14 protein-coding genes are annotated in these 24,417 nt (G+C 45.4%); all 14 read left to right on the top strand.

The features are described from left to right. Position 1 precedes the first annotated feature (1 nt). The 14 genes from BC343_RS28110 to BC343_RS28040 all read left to right on the top strand — a co-directional run bounded on the left by BC343_RS28110 (position 2) and on the right by BC343_RS28040 (position 24,416). Complete coding sequence (locus tag BC343_RS28110) at positions 2-1,405, top strand: PP2C family serine/threonine-protein phosphatase (protein WP_078351145.1); 1,404 nt, start codon at positions 2-4, stop codon at positions 1,403-1,405. Between the two features lie 3 nt (positions 1,406-1,408). Continuing rightward, positions 1,409-2,914: a helix-hairpin-helix domain-containing protein gene (locus BC343_RS28105; protein ID WP_078351144.1), complete on the top strand. Its 1,506-nt coding sequence runs from the start codon at positions 1,409-1,411 to the stop codon at positions 2,912-2,914. A gap of 111 nt (positions 2,915-3,025) precedes the next feature. Beyond that, a complete protein-coding gene (locus tag BC343_RS28100; protein ID WP_078351143.1) occupies positions 3,026-4,852 on the top strand; it encodes a tellurite resistance TerB C-terminal domain-containing protein in 1,827 nt (608 codons plus the stop codon). Next, entirely contained in the window at positions 4,849-6,162 is a 1,314-nt protein-coding gene (locus BC343_RS28095; RefSeq protein WP_078351142.1) for an ATP-binding protein, read from the top strand. Before BC343_RS28100 ends, BC343_RS28095 begins: the two co-directional genes overlap by 4 nt. Position 6,163: 1 nt before the next feature. Next, a complete protein-coding gene (locus BC343_RS28090; RefSeq protein WP_202909880.1) occupies positions 6,164-9,247 on the top strand; it encodes a DEAD/DEAH box helicase in 3,084 nt (1,027 codons plus the stop codon). A gap of 579 nt (positions 9,248-9,826) precedes the next feature. Continuing rightward, entirely contained in the window at positions 9,827-10,324 is a 498-nt protein-coding gene (locus BC343_RS28080; protein ID WP_238381888.1) for a biliverdin-producing heme oxygenase, read from the top strand. Positions 10,325-10,902: 578 nt separating this feature from the next. Next, complete coding sequence (locus BC343_RS28075) at positions 10,903-11,481, top strand: RNA polymerase sigma factor (RefSeq protein ID WP_078351141.1); 579 nt, start codon at positions 10,903-10,905, stop codon at positions 11,479-11,481. 102 nt (positions 11,482-11,583) lie between these two features. Next, positions 11,584-12,717: a FecR family protein gene (locus BC343_RS28070; RefSeq protein ID WP_078351337.1), complete on the top strand. Its 1,134-nt coding sequence runs from the start codon at positions 11,584-11,586 to the stop codon at positions 12,715-12,717. 282 nt (positions 12,718-12,999) lie between these two features. Beyond that, a complete protein-coding gene (locus tag BC343_RS28065; protein ID WP_162276964.1) occupies positions 13,000-16,599 on the top strand; it encodes a SusC/RagA family TonB-linked outer membrane protein in 3,600 nt (1,199 codons plus the stop codon). A 20-nt stretch (positions 16,600-16,619) separates the two neighbouring features. After that, positions 16,620-18,119 (top strand): RagB/SusD family nutrient uptake outer membrane protein, encoded by a 1,500-nt coding sequence (locus BC343_RS28060; RefSeq protein WP_078351139.1) that lies wholly within the window; start codon positions 16,620-16,622, stop codon positions 18,117-18,119. Positions 18,120-18,211: 92 nt separating this feature from the next. Further along, positions 18,212-19,144, top strand: coding sequence for an ABC transporter ATP-binding protein (locus BC343_RS28055; protein WP_078351138.1), 933 nt, complete (start codon positions 18,212-18,214; stop codon positions 19,142-19,144). A gap of 4 nt (positions 19,145-19,148) precedes the next feature. After that, positions 19,149-21,608: a Gldg family protein gene (locus BC343_RS28050; RefSeq protein WP_162276963.1), complete on the top strand. Its 2,460-nt coding sequence runs from the start codon at positions 19,149-19,151 to the stop codon at positions 21,606-21,608. Between the two features lie 100 nt (positions 21,609-21,708). Beyond that, a complete protein-coding gene (locus tag BC343_RS28045) occupies positions 21,709-23,058 on the top strand; it encodes a MutS-related protein (RefSeq protein WP_078351136.1) in 1,350 nt (449 codons plus the stop codon). Then, positions 23,055-24,416: a MutS-related protein gene (locus BC343_RS28040; RefSeq protein ID WP_078351135.1), complete on the top strand. Its 1,362-nt coding sequence runs from the start codon at positions 23,055-23,057 to the stop codon at positions 24,414-24,416. The genes BC343_RS28045 and BC343_RS28040 overlap by 4 nt, the downstream gene beginning before the upstream one ends. Position 24,417 lies beyond the last annotated feature (1 nt).

Here is a 24,417-nt window from a genome sequence, read left to right as displayed (position 1 = left end):
AATGAGCAGCGCAAAAGCCTATTTAAAAACGTTGTTATCGGCAAATAACATTACCGTACCCGACAACCGGAGCGGATTTTTTGATACATTTTGCGATTCGGAACACAATCAAAATATTATTGAGCAAATACTGCAGAACCAAAAAAAGCTTATGGAGAATTGGCAGATCCGTAACAGGGTACAGGATATACAAGACCAAAACTTAAGCATCCCTAATGGTATGGTTGGTAAACCATATCAATTTGTTATAGACAGGCAGCAGTTGCGCTGGAGCGATGTAGCCATTGTTGATATAGCCGGCTTAAATGAGATAGGCTTGCAGTTTGATAGCAGTACAAATACCATATCGGGCATGCCCGTTAGCAGCGGCGACCACAAGTTTATTATAAGCTATAAACTAACACAGGAAGGGGGCGTTGAGGCACAGTATGAAAAAATTGCCTCGCTGATAGTTAACCCGGATGCACGGTCGTTATGGAAAAATATCCCGAGCGATACACACGATACTTATTGGAAAGAGGACGATATTACCAGTTTTGGGGCACTTGGCGATAAAAAAATAGTTGTGGCCTCAAAACGCGGAAGATCGCACGCTAATAAAGGCTCTTTCAGAGACGATGGCTTCAGGTGGTTACAGCATGCTTCGGGCTGGGGCCAGGTTGTGTTGGCCGATGGTGCCGGGAGCGCCGAATACTCGCGCAAAGGATCGGAAGAGGCTTGTAAGGCAGCGGTAGCGTACTTCAAAAATAAGATAGATCCGGCTGCGTTTGCGGAATTTGACGGCCTTTTGGCAGAACAGCACCAAGCGGCTGATGCTCTAACGCTCAGGAAAATAAACCTGTGGGTGTATGAAAAGTTGGGAGCGGCGGCTTTTCATATCTTTAAGCATTTAGAGCAATGCGCTGCCGATATGCAGGTGCCGCTAACGCAATTGCACACCACGCTGATATTCACGCTGTTTAAAAAATACGGATTTGGTTACGCCATACTGTCGTTCGGCGTTGGCGATTGCCCCATTGCCTTGATAGGCAAGGACGAGAGCGTAACCTTGATGAACTGGCTGGATGTTGGCGAATATGGCGGCGGCACACGTTTTATTACCATGCCCGAGGTATTCAAGAGCGATAAATTCGCAACCCGCTTTAACTTTAAATTGGTTGACGATTTTAAGTACCTGGTGATGATGACCGACGGTATATACGACCCTAAATTTGAAGTGGAAGCGAACCTGGAAAAACCTGAACGCTGGAAACAGTTTTTCAACGATTTGGATGGGGGTAACCCGGACGGCACACGCGTAGTGTTCGATGCTGCGAATGATAATATAGCCAACGAACTTTCGCAATGGATGGACTTTTGGAGCCCCGGTAACCACGATGACAGGACCCTCGCTATAATTTATTAAGCCATGAGTAACATTATTACCGTAACTTCTATAATTGATGCCGGGAAGAAATACCAGTATGTAGATAATGGCGAGCCTATGCGCGGGGGCATGAAAGATGTTTATTTCAGCCCCGACAGGTCATACGTGGTGGCTCTTTTTCGCAACGTTCAAGATCATAACTCAAAAGAGCGCTTAACCAAGATAGTTACTAAATATTACGATAGCTTTTTTAACCGCGAGGGCGGAAGCTATTACAAAGAGCTATACAGCTGGCCTACCGACGTTGTGAAAATTAACGACAAAACAGGCATCATTGTACCCACCTATAATTCTAAATTCTTTTTTCAAAAGGGCTACGCCACCAGCGATCTCATAAAAGGAGAGGAGAAGCAAGGCAAATGGTTTGCCGCACCAAAATTCAGGCATAAAGATTTTGCACTGCGGCTTGACGAATCGGAACTGGGTAACTGGCTGGCCTATTTCCAGATATGCGTTAATATTGCCCGCGGCGTAAAACGGATGCACTCGGCCGGCTTGGCCCATTCCGACCTTTCGTATAAAAATGTGCTGGTAGATCCGGTAACCCAGTCGGCCGCTATTATTGATATTGACGGGTTGGTGGTTCCCGGTTTATACCCTCCTGATGTGATTGGCACCGCCGATTTTATTGCCCCCGAGGTATTGGCAACAAAGCACCTTAACATTGCCGACCCGAATAGAAAACTGCCATCGCGGCATACCGATCTGCATGCACTTGCAGTAATGATATATATGTACCTGTTATACAGGCATCCGCTAAAAGGCGGTAAGGTACATGCTTTGGAGCCTGAAGAGGATGATCTGCTATCGATGGGCCAGAAGGCGTTATTTATTGAACATCCGACTGACCTTAGCAACCGCCCTAAAACCAATCAGCTAAACCCAAAGGAATTACCCTGGGCCGATGTAACCAAATTGCCCTACACCGTTACCGGGCCATACCTGTCGTCGTTGTTTAACGATGCTTTTATTAAGGGCCTGCATAACCCCGCCCAACGGCCAACGGCCGATGAATGGGAGACAGCTTTGCTAAAAACCACCGATTTAATGCAGCGCTGCTTAAACACAACCTGCCGGCAAAAATGGTATGTGTTTGATAATACTTATAAACCCAAGTGCCCTTTTTGTGGTACCCCGCACCAAGGCTCGCTGCCGGTTTTAGACTTGTATTATAAGTTTAAAGACGATGTTTGGAAACCCGAAGACCACCGCCTGATGGTGTATCATAACCAGTACCTGATGCCCTGGCACGTTAACCGCAACGTTGTAAGAAATATTTCACTAAGCGCCGAAGATAAAAAGCCGGTGGGGTACTTTAGTTTCCACAATGGGCAATGGGTGTTGGTTAACCAAAAGCTTACCTCGCTAAAAGATGTTACCGCAAACAAACCCATAGCAATTGGCGAAATGCTTGTGCTTACCAACGGGCAAAAAGTATTGTTATCTAACGAACAGGGCGGGCGGCTGGTACTGGTTACTATTGTATAGCCTGATTATACAAATGAAGGGGGGAGCGATGAAGTTGCAGAAACTGCCTGGAAGGTATTGAAAAAAAGACAGCCTTTTACTAATTTTAACACATCCTAAACCTAATTAATCGTGGCCGGCCAGCAATCAGTTCAAAACCAGTATCCTTCATCAATAGCTATTGATGCACACAACGGCGTGGTTGATGTAACCGGCGAAGCTGTAAAGATCGATTATCAAGCCAATATCAGATCCCTGCGCCGCTACGGCTCTGGTATACCGTACTGGGAAGCCAGGTATATTTATAGTTACAATGAGTTGCAAACTGCTACAGCGCAGCAGGATGCCTTTTACCAATATTTCAAGAAGCAGTTTCAGGTAAAGGACTATCTCGATCTGGAAGGGAATTACAATTACGCGTTTATACTGCTCTTTGATCTTCTTGAAAATTATAAGCTGCATACCAACACACGGTTACTGGAGCAAAGCATATTTGAACTCGCCGCTAATTATCCTAAAACAAAAGCATATGCGCTATCGGCGCTTAGCTTGGTGTTGGAAGAGCAACAAGACTGGGCTGCTATTGACCGGATACGCGATTTTCAGCTGCATCTTTCAACAGACCGCAGCTTGAAGCTTGGCAACAGGTTCAGGAAAAAGTTAATGCTGAACGACTATGACGTAGAGCTGTTAAACAAAATATGGTATCCCGATAACAGCTTTTGCGAAATTGAATTTTGCCTTCGCGAAACGGTGAAGCTGTTTTTACTGGTAACCGAAGCTATTGACCGTAAATATTTAAAAGAAGGCGCAACCACTGAGGTTGAGTTTAATACACTTGCCGATCTGATTACCCACAAGCAATTAGGTACGGGCATCAATAATTACAATTATAAATACACCATGCTTTCTGCAATAGGTGATATTTATACCTTCCTGTTCAAAAACGTTGAAAATGCAGTGCGTCAGGCATATGGCCATGCACGAAAGCTAAACACCGATGTCAATTACAATGATGAGGAAATAGACGCCCTTTACAAGGAGAAAGTGGTTGATAAGCTTGGTGGGATACTGCCTGTTTGGATATCCCGGATAGAAGCGCCGGACGAACAGGCAAACATAAAATTGAATGCGCTTAACACCACCCGCTGGAGGTCCGCCTTTCAATCAATCTGTGAAAAACACGCCGGCAATGCCCCCGCATTTTACCAAGCAGTGTTAGAGCTGGCCAGGCTCAACAGCCAAAACCCATCCGTTGAGATGATTTACTTCGAAGCGTCAAAGTCAATTGCCAAAGCAGATAAACTTACGGCGCTGGATCTGTTTGTGAACTATGTTTTTACCGATATGCAATCGGCCGTGTTTGATAACAGGCAAATGAATAAAACGGTTCAGAAAAGTTTGTTTGCCACTGATGAGCAGTTTAACGACTTCAGAGATATTATAAACAAGCTAATCGCAAGTAAAGACCTGCAGGCTGCGTTAACGACCGTAAGAACTATCTATCTGCCCAAGCGCAAAAAAATGATCCTGAATCAAGAGGCTATCAGCCAAATTAACGAACGGCACGCGGGTACCGTTGAATTGTTAAATAAGTATTTGGCCGACGAAGAACCTGAGCCCCCCATGCCTGTGCCGGTGACCGCTTCAACAGCCCCGCACCAGGCAGATATTGTATTGCCACTCCAAAGCAACACGCTACAAACAAGCATCTATGAAGCGTCGCTCGGGCTTTCGGCAACACAGGTAGCTGTGCTGAACATGTTCAAAAAAAGCAATTTTACACTGGCGGCCGCAGAGGTAGACGCTTTCGCCAAAGCAAACAGCGTGTTTAAAAATCACCTTACCGATAGTATTAACGAGATATGCTATGAACTTTTGGATGATGTGCTGATAGAGGAAGACGAAGAACACTATATTATTAACCAACAATATTACAATAACATACTTGCAAAATGATAGCGAACATTAAACCTAAAGAAGCAACCTCTATTATCAATTCGCTTATTGGCGGGGTAGTGCCTAAAATTGGCGTTCAGCATATAACCGTAGGCCGTTCTGACGAGATAAACGCGATGGTGGCAGCATTAGAAGACGTGAAGAACGGCCATAGCATGGTTAAGTTTTGGATAGGCGATTTTGGATCGGGCAAATCTTTCATTTTGCATTTGCTGAACACTGTAGCGCTAAAGCAAAAGTTTGTGGTAGCTAATGCCGATTTTACGCCTGATAACCGCTTGTATGCCAACGATGGTAAAGGCCAGGCTTTGTATGCCGCCATTATGGATAATATTGCCATACAAACCAAACCCGAGGGCGGCGCGCTGCCAACACTCATGGAAAAATGGATGGAGCAGGTACTGATGAAAACAGCGCAGGATAATAATATCCCGGTAACAGAAATTCGCGCGCCCCAATATTTGAGCCTGATACAAACCGGCATAATGGCCACTATAGCTGAACTTACTGATGTGGGCGGGTTTGATTTTGGTACCGTTGTAATGAAATATTACGAGGGGTATATCAATGATGACGAATTACTGCGTAGGAATGCGCTAAAGTGGCTTAAAGGCGAGTATGCTACCAAAATAGAGGCACGGCAGGATCTGGGGGTGCGGGAAATCATCAATGACCTCAACTACTATGATATGCTGAAGAACTTTTGCAAGCTGTTTGTAAGTATGGGCTACAGTGGGTTTGTTATAAACCTTGATGAGGCTATTAACCTCTACAAAATATCTACCGGGGCCATGCGCGAAAAGAATTACGAGAAGATATTAAGCATTTATAACGATTGTTTCCAGGGCAAAGTGAGTAACTTCTACATCAACTTTGCAGGAACAAAAGAATTTTTAGAGAATCAACGGAGGGGCTTATTCTCTTACCAGGCCTTAAAAAGCAGGTTGGAAGCAAATAGATTTGAGAGCAGCGAGATACGGGATTTTGCCCAACCGGTTATACGTTTATTACCGATAGATAATAACGAGATATTTGTATTACTTAAAAAGCTTAAGGAAATTTTTGATATCAACTATAAAACCGACATTGATTTTGATGATTACGACATCACCCAGTTTATGGAAGAAATATACAATAAACCGGGCGCTGCCGAGTTTTTAACGCCAAGAGAAGTGATAAGAGATTTCCTCAACATCCTCAATATCCTTCGCCAAAACCCGGCATTTGATAAACGTAAGCTATTTGGCGAGATAGTGATATCCGACGAGCGGCCAAGTGATGAACTGATGGCAGGTATAGAGGAGCTGTAATATGGCCTTTGAACTTTTATCGGAGCCAATAAGGCGATACATCAGGGAGGAAGGCTGGGAGAGTTTCCGCCCGATACAGGATGCTGCCATCAAGCGTATTACCTCTAATGATGATCATTATATTCTTGCCTCCCGGACCGCATCGGGCAAAACGGAGGCTGCGTTTTTGCCTATCCTCTCAAAAGTAAACTTCAACGAGCCCGGAGTGCAGGTGCTCTATGTGTCCCCACTTATTGCACTAATAAACGACCAGTTTGAGCGTGTAGAAAAACTTTGTAAACACCTTGATGCCGACGTTACCAAATGGCATGGCGAGGCAAGCCAGGGAGCCAAAAACAGGTTGATAAAAGAGCCACAGGGCATTGTGCTTATTACGCCCGAATCTATCGAGGCAATGTTTGTTAACAAGCCGTTCCAGGTAAAGCTTTTATTTGGTAACCTTAAATATGTGGTTATTGATGAGATACACGCTTTTGTAGGGCAAGATCGAGGCGTACAGCTAAAATCGTTATTGGCCAGGTTACAAGCCATTCAAAGCAAGCCTTTCAGCATTGTTGGCCTTTCGGCAACGTTAGGTGATTTTGCTGAGGCCAAGAATTTCACAGGGACCCCTGAACGAACTACTGTGTTGCTCGACCGTACGGCAAAACCGGTTAACGCAAACTTTAAATATTACCCCGGCGAAGGATCTGACCTGCCTTTGGAGCTGATGAAGGACCTTTATCTTCAAACTTATAACAAAAAGGTACTGGTATTTCCTAATAACCGTGGCAGGGCCGAAGAAGTGGCCGTGAAACTGCTGAAGCTTTCTGACAGGTTAAGCGGGCATAAAAATTATTTCTCACACCATTCATCTGTTCATAAACAGGTGCGGGAATACATCGAAGAGTTTGCAAAAACAAATAAGTATTTCCCTTTTACTATCTCATGCACCTCAACTTTAGAACTTGGTATTGACATTGGGACAGTTGACGAAGTAGTGCAAATAGATGCAACACACAGTATAGCCTCTATGGTGCAACGAATTGGAAGGAGCGGGCGCAGGGAAGGAGCTACCAGCTTGCTGTGTTTATATGCTACAGATGCATGGAGTTTGCTGCAGGCATTAGCGTGCTGGCTGCTTTTTCAGGAAGGCTTTGTAGAGCCGCCTGCCACGGCTGGTCCGGCGTATGATGTGTTACTGCACCAGGCCCTATCAATAACCAGGGGGCATTCGGGCATTGATAAAGGAGAACTCATCACCCGGCTTAAAAGCAACTTCGCATTCGGGGCAATACCGCAAAAGGACGTTGAAACTATTGTAGCTCACTTGATAGCGAGTGGTATGCTTGAAGCCATCAGGAACGAGGTGATCATAGGTATTGACGGAGAGAAGATAGTGAACAGCATGGATTTTTACTCCATGTTTACTACCGATATTTACTTTAAAGTGGTGAACGCCGGTGTTACCATTGGCCAAATTCCGCTAAGCCCGCAGGTGAAAGAAGATGAAAATATTTTGCTGGCCGCTAAAATCTGGAAGATCATATATGTAGACTTAGAAGCAAAACGGATAGAAGTGGCCAGGGCAAATGATGGGAAAAAACCATTGTTTTTTGGCGGGGCGGCTGATGTTCACCAGCGTATAAGGCGAAAGATGCTCGATATTGTTTTAGATGATGCGGCGTTTGATATGCTGGATGCCCAGAGTATGCAGACGATAAACGAACTCCGCGCCGACTTTGCCCCTTTCAAAATAAAGCAACCCGGGCTTGAAATGCCTTTACTTATTGAACCGAAACAATTGAAACTCTTTACATTTTGTGGTAGTAAAGAGAACAGGACCATTGAATTGTTGTTTGATATGGCGGATTTGAAAAATACCTTCGACAGTGGTTCAAGTTGTTTTACAATTCAAGGTGTATCATTTGCTGAGTTTGATGTAATCTGGCAAAATATAACCTCATCACTTAAGGATATCGATAGCCATTTGCTTAACCTGGTGGAAAAAAATCCCGGGATTATTGATTTTTCTAAATGGGGAGGCTGGTTGCCTTTGGATATGCAGGTGGCAATGCTAAAACAAAAATATTTCGACTTGCAGTTCGCGGAAAGCTTAAGCGGGATAAAGCTTGCCGCCAATATGGTTGATGATATGCCCGCGGCGGCTGCAGCCGAAGAACTTGTAGCGCCACTTAATAAAGTGCCCTATGAGGATATGGCCTTCCGGAAGTTCACTTCAAAGAGTGAAGCAGATAAAGCAATCAATTCTTTAAAAGGAATCCTTTTGGGTATTAATATGGATGGTGAAGTTAATGATGCCGAAGTTGCTGAATTGATGGGCTGGTGCGCTGCACATCACGATTTGATAAACCGGAACCCTTTCAAAGAGTTTATGGTAAGCATAAGCGAAGCGCTTAGTGCAAAAGATCATCGTTCTGAAATTATCAATGACCTTTACTGGCTTTGCCAAAAGTACGAAACCGATAGCTATTATTATGATGCTGCCACGTCAGACCTGCAAATTTTGCAGGGTATTTGCCATGGTATATTAGCTGATGGCTATGTAGCCGATGCCGAGGTTTTTGAATTAAAAAAGTGGTTGGACGAAAATCGGCACCTGGCCTCATACTATCCTTACGATGAGATAAGCGCATTAATAACCGATGTGCTGGCTGACGGTAAAATAGGCTCCGACGAGCGGCTGCAGTTAATGGCTTGTTTTAATGAATTTGCAAAGCTCAATAACACCCGGGTAAGCGCCGAAATAAAGCAGGACACAAAACAGGCGTCAACAATGGGCATTTATACAGCGTCGCCTGATATTACAGCAACCGGCAAGAGCTTTTGCTTTACCGGTGTTTCAACACGCGCCAAAAGGACAGACATTGAACAGGTAGTGTTAAAGTTAGGCAGTAAATTTCAGAACAACGTATCACAGAAAACCGATTACCTGATAATTGGCGATGGTGGAAACCCGTGCTGGGCCTATGCATGCTATGGCCGTAAAGTTGAGCAAGCTATAAACTTGCAAAAGCAAGGGCACCAGATAGCATTACTTCATGAGAACGATTTTTGGAATTTTGTTGAGCGTGTAAATAAATAATTTCGATACAACGGTATCAGATACTTGTTTACTGCTTTTCAGTGATGAAAAACAAAAGCCTGCAAGTTTTTGATTTGCAGGTTGCTTTGTTTTAATGTTGAACTTGGCGGAGGGGATAAGGATAAGTGTAAAATACCTGTTGTCTCTAAATCAGTTATTTATGAAAATCTATATTTAGTTGGCCTCTGTATTGGCCAAATGAAAAGGCTTTGCTGCTATACCCCTTATATACCATTACGAAAGTGAGCGGGCCGCATCTGCCGATTCGCCCGGATGGTATAATTATAGCCTGTGCTCGCACATTATGCAGGCAATAAAACCGTACTTATGTTGTAAAATTAAGTTGGGGTAAATACGTTAAATTAGAACTCATTAATATTTACAGGGCAACCCACCCGCTGTAACCGGCCTTTATTGGGCCACGCTTTATCTTGCTTTTCGTTACTTTGTGCAACAGTGTGGGAGCAAAACCTGAGCACAAAATGATTAAAGGATACATCAACTTAAAACTGAAAGAACTATGTTAAGCGCAAAAATTAAAGATGCCACACAAATCCCGCACCAGCAACTCGAAAAAAGGTGGTACTGCAACTAAAGTCGATTCGCAGCAATGCCGACTATGCTAACGTATTGAAGAATTTCTACGCCTATTTCAGCGCCCTGGAAACTGCCATAAAGCCCTACATCACTACCGAAGTTTTACCCGATTATTCCGAACGCCGTAACTCCAGCTACCTGAAAGCTGATATTGAGGAACTTGGGGCAGATGTGAACGACCTGCCACCGGTAACCGTACCAACTATTACCAATGCTGTTGAAGCTATGGGCGCTTTATATGTAATGGAAGGATCTATTATGGGCGGGCCATACATTGTACAGATGCTGCAAAAGCACGGCATGGACAAAGGATTCTCGTTCTTCTCGGGCTACGGTGCCGATACCGGACGTATTTGGGGCGCTTTTGTAGCCCAACTAAATGCCATAGCACCAACCAATGCTGATGAAGCCGCGGCTATTAATACAGCTAACGAAACCTTCGCTAATTTTGGTGAGTTGTTCGAGAGCAAAATGGTTTGATCTGCGTAATGCTGATGGAAACTTTTAAATATGAGAGGTTGCCAAAGTTTGCCCGTCGAAAAAACACTTTCAAAGCATAACCGCAAAATTAAATTTGTTTTTCAGGTGCTGATATTTATATGATTTGATTTATGAAATGGCTTTCATGTTTTTTGTGAAAGGTGTTTCATAAGTTAAGTCATGAATAAAAACTCATCAAACTCGGGTACCTGGCGGTAGGGAACCTGTTACGGCAAGTCACTGAGAGATGGTGATAGGATATATAAAGGCCATAACATCGATTTTAAAGCCAGTAACATCTGCTGCCATTTTTCGGATGGAGTATAATTTTAGGTGTTGCGATTCGAACAACAACTTGAAGTTTGAATGCCTGTACCTGCAGCATGCAACTCCATTCCACCACGCGCTGCCGCGCCGGGTTCAATTGCACTGCAAGCATCGGCGCGAGGCGCTGATGTTCGCTGCGCTCACAATAGCGACGGATTGTGCTTTAAGGTAAAATTTCTTTTTACCATATTTTGAGTTCTGAATATGATTGTGTGATATTTTCGTTAATTTAGTGTGATTAATATAAATTATTGATAACACTGCGCGATATTTCTGATCAGGATCTCGTTTCGTTACTCCGCGAAGGCAATAAGGATGCTTATACCGAGATCTATAACCGCTATAAATGGTTGTTGCATGCGCATGCTTACAAAAAACTGGGCGATAGAGATGCCGCTAATGACCTGGTGCAGGAGTTGTTCACAAGCTTATGGACACGGCGCGGCGATATAGTATTGATTTCAACCTTGTCGGCATACTTGTACACAGCTGTCCGTAACCGGGTTTTGAACATGATGGAGCACAAACAGGTAGAATCTAAATATATAGACTCACTTGCTGCTTATACCAGTAATTACGTAGCAGGTACCGATCATTTGGTGCGCGAAAAGCAATTGATGGCTATTATTGAGACAGAGATTGCTGCCCTGCCACCAAAAATGCGCGAAGTTTTTGAATTGAGCCGTAAATCTCATTTATCGCACAAGGAAATTGCCGAGCAGTTGAATATTTCCGAAGAAACTGTGAAAAAGCAAGTGAAAAATGCCCTTAAAGTATTGCGTGTCCGCCTCGGATTGGTGCTTTATATATTCCTCCTGGTGAAATTTTAAGCTTTTTATTCAAAAACTTAAAAATATTTTAATTTCTTATAACCCCTTGCCATCCACTTTCCTGTCTTGGTTATAATTGAAGATGAAAATCTTGATGATTATATGCAACGACACGAAATACACGACCTTTTAAAGCGATATAATACCGGCACCTGTACCGATTTTGAAAAAGAGTTGGTAGAAACCTGGTACCTGCAATATGAGGCAGCAGATACCAAAGATATTACCGATGAAGAACGCGAAGCCGATTTGGCCGCCATCTGGAATGCTTTACCGGTAAATCAGCCAAAATTCGGCCGTATAAAATTGATGTACCGCATTGCTGCGGCAGCGGTGTTGCTGGTATTTCTTTCGGCAGGGCTGTACTACGCTACCCACCGTGGGCCCAACCAGCAAGAGGTAATACAAACCATAGCCCGCAACCTGACGCCGGGCAGCAACAAAGCTATATTAACCCTTGGCGATGGTAAACAAGTTATATTAACAGGCGCTGCTAACGGGCAATTGGCCAGCCAAAATAATATAGCCGTTACCAAAACAGCCGACGGGCAGGTAACCTATCTTTTGGGTACGGACAAAAAAGCGAACGCCGGCCCGGTTATTTACAACACCATGGCAACCCCAATGGGCGGTACTTATGACCTTACTTTATCCGACGGTACAAGGGTATCGCTTGATGCAGCCTCGTCTATCCGCTACCCGGTAAGTTTTAATGGCAACGAGCGTAAAGTAGAAATTACAGGGCAGGCCTACTTTGAAGTAGCGCACGATAGCTCGAAGCCTTTCAGAGTAATCGCCGCCGGCCAAACGGTTGAGGTGTTGGGTACGCATTTTAACGTTAATGCCTATGGTGATGAAAATACTACCACAACCACCTTGCTGGAGGGGAGTGTAAAAGTATCTAACGCCCGCCAAACAGCGCTATTGGTGCCGGGGCAGCAGGCCGCAGTTGCCAAAGGCAATATTAATATACAGGTAAAACAAGCAGATACCGAAACCGCACTGGCCTGGAAAAACGGGCAGTTCCGGTTTAAGCGGGCCGATTTGCAGGCGGTGATGCGGCAATTTGCCCGATGGTATAAGGTAGAGGTGGTTTACGAAGGCGATGTGCCCGAGGCAGCCATAACCGGTAAGGTTTTGCGTACCGCCAATGCCGAGCAGGTTTTAAAGATCGTGAACAACTTAGGCATCAAATTTAAAACCGACGGCAAGAAGATAGTAATTATGAAAAACTAAAACCCCAATAAATAACAAAACTATTCACTTAAACCCCGAAAACTATGGCATATACTTTACAATAACACTTTAAACGAGCGGGTGAAGCAAAAAAAACCGCAGATGTGTTGACGCACAGCTACGGTAAGTTTTTTGGATCAACCCTTCCGCTAACCAGCGGATAAACAAAATTGGAACTGAGTTTAATGTATTGATCCAAACATCACAAATGTAATGAAATTTCGTGCTATTCCGATAGCTATGCCTTTGGCATGGCCAAATCTTAAACAACTCCTTATTGTTATGAAGTTGTCCACGTTTATTTTACTAATAGGCCTTTTACAAGCAAGCGCAAAAGGGTATAGCCAGGTTACCCTTTACGAAAAACATGCTTCGTTAGAAAAGGTATTGCTGAAAATAGAGAAGCAAACCAACTATATATTTATTTACGACGAAAATAAGCTTAACGTGCCCGAGATAGACGTGAACGTAAGCAACGTAAGTGTAGAAAAAGCATTGGAAGCCTGCTTTAAAAACCTGCCGGTATCTTATTCTATCATAGGTAAAAATATAATTCTGGCGCCGGCAACACCCACGCTGTTTGATAAAGTAAAACAGCTGTTTACCGTACCCATACAAATACGAGGTATTGTTACTGACAGTACCGGTATACCACTAAACCGGGCCACGGTTTACTTTACAAAACGGCGAAACCAGCAGGTTGCAATTGCGCCGGTAGTGGTACCCGCAGGCCAGGCTGCCGTAATAGCTACCGTAGGCGAAATAAGTTACGTAACCAACGAGAACGGCCTGTTTTATATGGATGTAGAAGAGGGCGACGAACTGGCGGTATCTTACATCGGGTATAAAACTTACCACTTTAAGGTAAAAAAGGATATGCCTTTTTTAAACATTATCCTGTACAGTGAAACCTCCCAGTTAAAAGAGGTTACGGTGCAAACGGGTTATCAGAACTTATCAAAGGAGCGCGCTACTGGTTCGTTCTCTAAACCCGATATGAAGATATTTGCCAACCGCGTGGGCACTATGGATGTTATAGCCAGGCTCGACGGGCAAATACCCGGGTTAACTATAGGGCAAGACCAGATATTTAATACCACCACGCGCCAGTCTACCCGCCGCGCCCTGGTGCGCGGTACAAGCAGTATACAATTGCCAACCGAGCCATTATATGTGGTGAACGGCGTTATCGTTACCGATTTTAGTTCTTTAAACATTGATGACATTGCCGATATCACCGTTTTAAAAGATGCCGCCGCCGCCGCCATCTGGGGTGCACAGGCAGCCAACGGCGTAATTGTGGTTGCAACCAAATCGGGCGTAAAAAACCAACGGGTAAAAATCTCTTACTCCGGCTTTGTAAACTTTCAAGGCAAGCCCGATTTTTCGTACCAGCGCAATTTAACCAGCAAACAGTACATACAGGCGGCTAAAGAGGTATTTGACCCGGTTACCAATCCGTATAGCTCGTTGTATAGTTCATACATAGCGCCTCACGATCAGATATTGTATGATCAATACGCGGGTATTTTATCGGCCGGGCAGGCTAATGCAAAACTGGATAGTTTATCCGCCATTGATAACACGCAGCAGATAAAAGACCTTTGGTACCGCAACGCCATTACCACTAACCATACGCTTTCGGCGTCGGCGGGTAATAAATACTATAGCTTCTTTGCATCGCTGGGTTATAACAATACGCGCAGCAACACTATAGGCGAAACCAGTAACACTTACCGCATAAACCTCGATCAAAACTTTACGCCTAATGACAGGTTTTCGTTTTCACTTAGCACCCAATTGGCAAACGCCGTATCAGGAGCCAAGCACCCCATAAGTGTCGGGTCCGATTTTCTGCCTTATCAGTTGTTTAAAAATGCCGACGGCAGCAATATCAGTATGCCTTACATATATGGTATGTCGTCGGAGCAGCGAGCTTACTACCAGTCGCTTAGCAAAATAGATTTGGAAACTTACAGCCCGCTGGACGAATTGAACTACGGGCATAGCAGTACCAACGGCTTGTCAATAAACACAGTGGCCAATGGCACAGTTAAGTTGTGGAAAGGGCTTAGTTACCACGGTACCTTTGGCTACCTTACATCGCCTGCAACTACATTGGCTTATGACGACCATGCGCAATACAGCATGCGTAAAAACCTGCTTAGCTTTACCGTAGCACCCGATGTAAACTCGGTACCGGTGTATTATATACCGGCAACAGGGGGAAACTTCCGTAATAATGTTACCAACCAGCGCAACTGGACGGTGCGTAACCAATTGGTGTATAACTACAGCGGCCGCGATGGTAACGACCTGATAACCTTGCAAGGCGGCCAGGAAGCTAATGAAAGGCTTACCACCGGCGTTACTACAAACCTGATGGGGTATGATGAAGACCTGCAAACCGCGCCCTTGCTTGATTACCTTAAGCTAAGCCAGGGCGTGTTTGGCACGGTAACAGGTGCGGGCTTCCTTTATTACCAGCCGTACCAGGTGCAGGAGATACGTTCGAGGTTTAAATCGTATTTTGGTTTGGCAGGCTATACGTTAAATCACAAATACAGTGTAGATGCAAGCTGGAGGGTAGATCATAGCAACCTTTTTGGCAGCGATGTATCGGCACAAAACAAACCCGTGTACAGCTTCGGTGCCAAATGGAACCTGGCCGAAGAAGGCTTTTTAAAACCCCTTACCTGGATAAACGGCTTAGCCATCAGGGCAACATACGGTATCACGGGCAACTCACCTTACGTAGGGTCGGCTACGGTGCTTGATATATTATCTCCCGAGCAGTATACGCAGTACCCGCAAATTGCAGGCCCTTCGTACTATCTTGGTTCGGCAGCAAACAAAAAGTTGAGCTGGGAAACTACCCACACTACCAACCTTGGGCTCGATTTTGCCATATTTAACAGCCGTTTAAGCGGTAGTATTGAGTACTATCATAAAAATACCACATCGTTACTGGGCAGTTTACCCCTTGATATTTTCACCGGGCAGGGCTCGGCCATTTCAAACATTGGCAACCTTACCAATGATGGTATAAACATTGGCTTAAACAGTGTGAATATCCAAAGCTCAAACTTCCGCTGGTCTACCGGGTTTGTGTTTGGCTTTAATAAAAACAAACTGGTTGACTATGGTACCCCGCAGAGCTATATGAACCAGGCCTCGTACCGCCTGTTTGCAAACTATGTAATTGGTTACCCAACCAGGCCGTTATTTGCTTACCGGTATGCAGGCTTAGATAACGTTGGCGACCCGCAGATAAAGCTTGCCGATGGAACTATTACTAAAGACCCTACAAAACCTACTGCAGACGATTTAGTGTACATGGGTTCTACCACGCCCAAATTTAATGGCGGTATAAGCAATAGCTTTAGGTACAAGCAATTCGAACTAACATTAAACATGATTTATAGCCTTGGTGCCGTTATGCGTAAAGATGTTAACCAGTTTTATGTAGGCAGGCTCACGGGCAATCCGCAAAGTTTTAGCGGCAACATTCACGCAGATTTTGCTAACCGCTGGCAAAAACCCGGCGATGAGTTAACCACCAATATCCCCGCTTACACCAGCCGCTATTTTTATAATTATGCTATGCGCAACACCGGCTATTATACCAATGCCGATATCAACGTAGTGAGCGCATCATACCTTAAACTAAGAGAAGCTACATTGGCTTACGACCTTGATCCGCGCCTTTTAAAATGGTTAAAAGTGCAAAGCATATCGCTTAGGGCGCAGGTAAACAACATTTTACTTTGGACTGCCAACAAAGCGGGCCTCGACCCTGAATTGCAAAACTATACATACGGCGGGCGCGGTACCAGGGTGGGCCAGCATACTATTGCCCTGGGCGCAAACATTAATTTTTAACCTCATAGATCAAAAACAACATGCGAAAATATATTCATATCACAGCCGCTGTTCTTGTGCTGCTGTTAAATACAACATCCTGCAAAAAGGGTTTTTTAGAGGTAATACCTAAGGGTAAGCTTGTAGCCACCAAATATGAGGATTATGACCTGCTCATGAATGGTACAACATTTTATTCGTCGGGAGGTATAGGCCTGTGGCAACCTGCTATAATGATGGGCGACGATGTTAGCGCGGAAAATAACTTGTTAAACGGTTCGGGCTTAGAAATAGCCAACTTGCTTTTTCAATGGAAGGATGATATTTACCGGCCCGACCCTAATGCTTATGCAGCAGATGATCCCCAGTTTTTAAGGTCTACTTTAGGTAATATGTATACCCTCAATAAGATCATTAAAGAGGTGGAGGCATCTACCGGTGGCACTGCACAGCAGAAGCTTACTGTAAAAGCGCAAGCTATGGCGGTACGTGCATTTGCTCACTTTCAGCTGATCAATTATTTTGGCAAGCCTTACCTGGCCTCAACAGCCGGCACCGACCCTGGTTTCCCCATCATTACCGAACCGGATATTAATCAAACAGATTTTAAACGCGGCACGGTGCAGGAGATGTATGATTTTATTACCACCGATCTTTTAGCGGCTATCCCAAATTTGCCGGTGCAGGCTTCGTTCCCAACCAGATGGTCTAAACCGGCTGCCGAAGGTTTTTTAGGCAAGGTGTATTTGTTTATGGGCAAAAACACCGAAGCCCTGGCCATGTTCAACGCCGCCTTTGCAGATATTGCTAAAATGACCGCACCGCCGCGCTTGTATAATTACAATAACGAGTTTGCAGCGGGCGGTTCTTTCCTGCCTTGCGACCCTATTTATGGTTGCAGTACGCCGCTGAATAACAAAACAGATGTAACGGAATCGATAGTAACTATTTTCTCCTATGCAGGTAACTACGACGGCAATGGCCCCGGGAATGATTTCCTGACCATTACCCCGGCTACTAAAGCTTTGTTTGACGCAAGCGATCTGCGGCTGAATTTATATACCGATCTGCAGCCCGATCAATCGCCAAACCCGGGTGGCAGGCTGCGCAGGTTTGTATCGCCTTATAACTTTATATCGCGCATTGGTTTAGAACTGCCCGATTTGTACCTGTTGAGGGCAGAAGCCAGAGCCCGTGCTAACGACCTTGCCGGCGCAAAAGCCGACGTAGAGGCCCTGCGCCAAAACCGTATGCCTGCTGCTAATGCAAGTGTACCAGGAGCTATAGCCGGTAACCAAACGGCTTTAGTAAAGTTTATAATTGACGAACGCATACGCGAATTTGCCGAACTGGGTTACCGCTGGTGGGATATGCGCAGGCTCTCGGTAGATCCTTTGTTTAGCGGGCAGCCTGCTGCAAAGCACATAGTTTATGATGGCACGGCCGTTACCGCCGAATACACCTTAAAGCCCGAGCGCTTAACCTTGCGTATACCAAACCTTTATTTAAACGCGCATCCGGGTATGGCAAATAACCCATAAACAAGCAGCATTTTTTCTTTAAAAACCTCACCGGGACGGGCGTAAAAACCATCCCGGGTTGGAAAGCTACATCCTAATAATCCAAATAAAAAGTGAAACAAAGCATTGTAACAATTGAAAACCTATCGCACAGGTACACCCGTGATTGGGCCATCCGCGATATTAATTTCGAGATAGATAAGGTGGGCATACTTGGGCTGCTGGGCTCCAATGGTGCCGGCAAATCTACCACCATGAACATCCTTTGCGGGGTGCTAAACCAAACCGAGGGCGATGTCTATATCGATGGGATCGACATACGCCAGCAGCCCGAGGAGGCAAAGAAAATGCTGGGCTTTCTCCCGCAAAATGCGCCCCTGCACCTGGAACTTACTGTGGAGGAATACCTGGTCTATTGCGCCGAGATACGTAACGTAGATAAGCACCAAATAAAGCAGGCCGTTGCCGAAGTAATGGAGAAATGCGGCGTTGCCCATTTTGCCAAAAGGCTGTTACGCAACCTATCGGGCGGTTACAGGCAGCGTGTTGGTATTGCACAGGCCATTATACACAAACCTAAGTTGGTGGTGCTTGATGAACCCACCAACGGGTTGGACCCCAATCAAATACTGGAAGTACGCAAGCTTATTAAAGAAATTGCCGAAGAGCGCGCCGTTATTTTCTCTACCCACATACTATCTGAAGTGCAGGCCATTTGCAAAGAGATAAAAATGATAGAGAATGGCCGTATGGTATTTGCCGACACCATGGACGCCTTTAACAACTACATAATGCCCGATACCATGCTGGTATTTATGGATAACCCGCCCGCAACCGAAGAGCTGAGCGCTATACCCGGCATTACCGGTGTGGAGTTACTAAACGACAGAAGTATACGCATGCGCTTTAAAGCATCGGCAGATATATCAAAAAAAATAATAACCATGAGCGTACAGCAAGGCTGGGAGTTGAAAGAGATAATGCTGGAGAAAAGTTCGCTGGATGAGGTATTTGCACAATTATCCAACAAAACGCCAAAAAAATAACAAGATGAGAAAGATCATAAAAATAGCCCGTTTAGAGCTTGCCATACTATTTTATTCGCCGGTGGCCTGGCTGGTGCTCGCCATATTCATGATACAGTGCGGCATTACGTTCTTAGAGAACCTGCAAAATACCCGCACATCTTTATCCCTTGGGTACCAAACCATGCCCATTACCCGCAGCTTGTTCTCGGGGCAGGGTGGTTTGTTCCCGGCTATGCAGGGTTACATTTACCTGTACCTGCCTATTTTAACTATGAGCCTCATGAGCCGCGAAACCAGCAGTGGCTCCATTAAACTGCTGCTTTCGTCGCCGGTAAAACTGAGGCAAATTATACTGGGTAAGTACTTTGCCATTATTGCTTACGGGCTTTCGCTAATTGCAGTGTTGGGCATATTTGCTGTAATTGGCTGCCTGTTTATCGATCATGTAGATGTAGGGCTTATCCTCTCGGGGCTGTTCGCTTTGTATTTGTTGATATGTACTTATGCGGCTATCGGCTTATTTATGTCATGCCTTACTACCTACCAGGTAGTTGCAGCCATTAGTGCGCTTGCAGTATTTGCGGTGATGCGCTACGTAGGCGAGATAGGGCAGAGCATTGATTTTGTGCGCGACCTTACTTACTTCCTGTCCATATCCGGCCGTGCCGAAAAAATGGTAGGGGGGATGATAACCACAAAGGACCTTTTCTACTACACTATCATCATCGCCTCGTTCCTGTCGCTTTGTGTACTTCGCCTTAAAAGCGAACGCGAACTAAAACCCTGGACGGTTAAGGTTGGCCGCTACTTAGCATTGATTTGCACAGCCCTTGGTTTAGGGTATATCACCTCGAGGCCTATGTTTACCGGGTATTTAGATACTACGGCGCAAAAATCGCTTACCATAACTAAAACCAGTCAAGCCCTTGCAGCTAAAATTGATGGTCCGCTAAAGGTTACCACTTACGTAAATATGCTGGCCCCACACCTTTGGTACGTATTGCCCGAAGCGCGTAACCGCGACCTGGCCCGCCTGGAAAACTTTAAACGCTTTGTACCGGGTATGGATGTGGAATACGTGTATTACTACGATAATCCGATAGATAGTAATTACCGCGATTACAGGTACAACCCCAACCTTAAAGGCGTTACCAAATTGGATGATATTGCCGAAAAGATGGCAACTACAATGGGGGTAGACGGCGACAGGTTTATATCGCCTAAGGAGATAGCAAAACAAATTGATTTGAACCCGGAAGGTAACCTGCTGGTAAGGAAGCTGGAGTATAAGGGTAAGAGCACCTTTTTAAGGTTCTATATGGGCGAAAACGACCCGTATGCGAGCGAAGCAGAAATGGATGCAGCCTTGAAACGCTTTTTGACTGCTGTACCCAAAGTTGTTTTTATTACCGGGAATAACGAACGCAGTACCGATAGCCGTGGCGACAGAGATTATCAGCAAATAAGCATGCTAAAAACCAGGCGTAAGGCCTTGGTGAACCAGGGTTTTGATGTTGATACCATAAACATTAACAGCCAAAACATACCTGCCGATGCCGATGTGGTTGTAATAGGCGACCCAACCTTGCCATATTCAGCAGATGCCCAACAAAAAATAGCTGCGTACATTAACAAGGGCGGCAATATGCTCATTACCGGCGAGCCGGGCAGGCAGCAGGTACTTAACCCAATATTGCAGCAATTGGGCGTGCAGCTAAAACCCGGGGTACTGATTAAACCCGATAAAAATTTAACGCCCGGTTTCGTCAATGCGTTACTGTCTGATAAAGCAACGGGTATAGATTCTAACCTGAAAAGGTTACAGGATGGTAAGGTAGGCTTAAGCGTGCAAGGCGCTGCAGCTGTAGATTATTCTGCAGCGGGCGGCTTTAAAGTTACACCGCTTTTATTGAGCATGATAGGCGGCTGGAACAAACAATTACCCGGCTTTGCATATACCCCGGTAACCCCTAAAGTGGAAAAGAAGCCCGCAAGTATGCCTTACAGCGGCGGCGCGGTAATGGCAATTGCCGTGGGTGGCCCATCATCTAACGACCCTTCCCAAAACACGCCGCCGGGCCAGTCAGGTTCGGTTGGGGCGGTAGACCTTGCAACTGCCAACTTAAGCTTCAACGCCGCGACCGGTGATGAAAAGGGCGTGTTCCCTATATCCATAGCTATGGAGAGGAATGTTAACGGTAAGCAGCAAAAGATAGTTGTATCCGGCGACGCTGATTTGGTGAGCAATGGCGAATTATCGCGCCCGCGCAGCCGCTACAACGAATACTATCTGCAAGGCCTGTTCAGATGGTTTAGCGATGGTAAGTTCCCGGTTGATGTTACCCGGCCGGATGCCCGGGATATGGATATCAAAATATCCCGCGGGCAAATTACAGCGCTGATGTGGCTTTGCAAAGGCATCATCCCCGCACTGATAGCCATACTGGGTGCTATTACCCTGTTCAGGAGAAGAAGGAATTAAAAGGAGAGTTAATATAGTTAATTGTAGTGATGCAGCAGAAAGGAGGCGGTTTTAGATCAGCCGTCTCCATAATGCTGTTCCCTTATCCAAACCAGCTAACATGAGTTTTAATACCGATAAACAAACCCTGGACGACCTGAATATTTTGGGCAAGCCCGGTACCGATTCTGTTTACAGCCTCTATAACAATACCCACACCCGTGGCGGAGCGGATATATTGGAGAATATGTTTTTGTACCCATTGGCAGATGTTGAAGCTATAAACACCCGCAGCGGTACCCTACAGTATTTCGGCAGTGTAAAGGCGAAGTTCCCTTTCCGCACTGAGTATTTGGATAGCGCGGAGATATACCTTAGTATGACCGACCAGCGCACCCGGCTATCGCATACCAACAACAGCCTGGGCCGCAAGCTGGGCAACCTTATTGCTGCCGAAGGCGATCTTAAACTCATCACCAACGGCATTGCCGCACTCATAGAAATTTTGCAGGCGTTGGATACGCTGCTTACGGGAATGAAACAAACCGCAGCGAAAACAGCATTCGCTACCGAGTTGGGCGAAATGGCAGCGCTGCTTGCTGACGAAGAAATAAGCCCTTTGTTAAAAGAGAAGAACGGTGCAAAGCTATCGTACAATAATATTGTTGATCATGATAACCTCATTAGGTTTGGCATCCGCCTAAAAATAAAACAGGTACTCGCCTGCATTTACAGGCTCGATGTTTATATCTCTATTGCTGAAGTTGCAGCTAAACGAACCTATGTATTCCCCCGGGCCTTGCCAACTCAGGAACACACGGTGAGGGCGACAGGTATTTACCATCCGCTGGTTAAAAATGCTATTGCCAATACCATCCATATTACGCCGCAAAGCAATATCGTTTTTTTAACGGGTGCCAACATGGCTGGGAAATCAACCTTCATGAAATCGTTGGGCATTGCCTTATACCTGGCGCACATGGGCTTTCCGGTGGCGGCTTCGCATATGGAGTTTTCGGTACGCGATGGTATTTATACCACCATTAACCTTCCGGATGACCTGAGCCAGGGCAACAGCCATTTTTATGCGGAAGTTTTGCGGGTTAAAAAGATCGCCAAAGAACTCGGCGTAGCCAAAAACCTCTTCATTATTTTCGATGAACTATTCAGGGGTACCAATGTAAAAGATGCCTACGAGGGCACCATTGCCATTACCGAAGCTTTTGCTCAAAAGCGTAACTGCATGTTCGTGGTATCAACCCACATCATTGAAGCTGGGGATGTTTTGCGCGAGCGCTGCAGCAATATCAACTTTGTTTACCTGCCCACCAAAATGGATAAAAATACACCCATATACACCTACAAACTGGAGCAGGGCATCACCGCCGACCGCCACGGCATGGTTATCATCAACAACGAAGGCATTCTGGAGATCATCCGTAGCCGCAAAAATAAAACGGTAGCATCATGAGTTTTTTTGCAGATAAACAAACGCTGGAAGACCTGAACATCCCGGGCCGGCATAAAAATAATTCTATCGCGCGCCTGTTTGATGCAGCCGTTACCGCAGGTGGCCGCAAACTGATGGATGGTATGTTTCAGCAGCCTTTAAATAATGCCGATGAGATAAACAAGCGGAGCAGCATTTTTCAATATTTTACCGGGCTTGGCGTTGCCTTCCCATTTACGGGCGAGGAATTTGGGGTGATGGAGAATTACCTCAGTTCGGGTGGAGGAAGCATAATTACAGTTGCTGCGGGTGCCATATCTAAAAAGTTTTTACAGGTAGCCGCGCAGGATAAGGATTACGAATTGCTTAATGCCGAAGTATGCACTACCATTGAATTGCTGAACCGCTTTTACAACTTTGTAAACCAACAACCCACCGGACAAAGCCCCTACAGCGATCAACTGGAGCAAGCCAAAAGCACCTTTGCTGACCCCAAACTAAGCTGGCTGCTTGCCGAACGTGGCGCCAAGCAATTGCCATTATTGAAACTGATAAAATACGACTACCTGCTGCGTACGGGCATGAACCTGCAAATGCAGGCGCTTACCCAAATGATCTTCAGGCTGGATGTATATATTGCTGTAGCAGGGGTTGCCGCCCGCAAAAGCTTCAGCTATGCCCGTGCTCTCCCCAAGGATGCTAATGTGCTGACCGCGACCGGCCTTTACCATCCGGCGGTGGAGAACGCTGTTGGCAACACCCTAACGCTGCAGCAGCAATGTAACGTGATATTTTTAACCGGGGCCAACATGGCGGGTAAATCAACCCTCATGAAATCATTCGGCATTGCGGTATACCTGGCACACATGGGCTTCCCGGTGGCAGCATCGCATATGGAGTTTTCGGTTAAGGATGGGCTGTACTCGTCTATCAACGTGCCCGATAACCTGGATATGGGTTACAGCCACTTTTATGCCGAGGTGCTGCGAGTAAAAACAGTTGCGCAGCAGGTAGCAGCCGATAAAGACCTGGTGGTGATATTCGACGAACTTTTTAAAGGCACCAATGTAAAGGATGCCTACGATGCTACCTTATCAATAACCGAGGCTTTCTCCGAAAACCGCAACTGCTTTTTCATCATCTCTACCCACATTATTGAGGTGGGCGATAGCCTGCGTAAGCATTGCAACAATTTTAGGTTTACCTACCTGCCAACGGTAATGGATGGCTTAATTCCGCGCTATACCTATACGCTAACCGAGGGTATTACTACCGATAGGCAGGGGATGATCATTATTGAAAACGAGGGCATACTGGATATCATCAGAGGTGGTGAAACAGCATCCGCAACTAATAAAACCATTATAAACAAGCAATAAC

This window comes from Mucilaginibacter pedocola, from assembly GCF_002013915.1.
GTDB lineage: Bacteria > Bacteroidota > Bacteroidia > Sphingobacteriales > Sphingobacteriaceae > Mucilaginibacter > Mucilaginibacter pedocola.
Note: the sequence above shows the minus strand (reverse complement) of the source record. Positions and strands in the feature narration are given on the sequence as shown.

Coding starts and splice junctions, on each gene's coding strand:
- BC343_RS28090 (WP_202909880.1), top strand. CDS start 6,164: ATGGCCTTTGAACTTTTATCGGAGCCAATAAGGCGATACATCAGGGAG.
- BC343_RS28065 (WP_162276964.1), top strand. CDS start 13,000: ATGAAGTTGTCCACGTTTATTTTACTAATAGGCCTTTTACAAGCAAGC.
- BC343_RS28105 (WP_078351144.1), top strand. CDS start 1,409: ATGAGTAACATTATTACCGTAACTTCTATAATTGATGCCGGGAAGAAA.
- BC343_RS28110 (WP_078351145.1), top strand. CDS start 2: ATGAGCAGCGCAAAAGCCTATTTAAAAACGTTGTTATCGGCAAATAAC.
- BC343_RS28095 (WP_078351142.1), top strand. CDS start 4,849: ATGATAGCGAACATTAAACCTAAAGAAGCAACCTCTATTATCAATTCG.
- BC343_RS28040 (WP_078351135.1), top strand. CDS start 23,055: ATGAGTTTTTTTGCAGATAAACAAACGCTGGAAGACCTGAACATCCCG.
- BC343_RS28070 (WP_078351337.1), top strand. CDS start 11,584: ATGCAACGACACGAAATACACGACCTTTTAAAGCGATATAATACCGGC.
- BC343_RS28060 (WP_078351139.1), top strand. CDS start 16,620: ATGCGAAAATATATTCATATCACAGCCGCTGTTCTTGTGCTGCTGTTA.
- BC343_RS28045 (WP_078351136.1), top strand. CDS start 21,709: ATGAGTTTTAATACCGATAAACAAACCCTGGACGACCTGAATATTTTG.
- BC343_RS28050 (WP_162276963.1), top strand. CDS start 19,149: ATGAGAAAGATCATAAAAATAGCCCGTTTAGAGCTTGCCATACTATTT.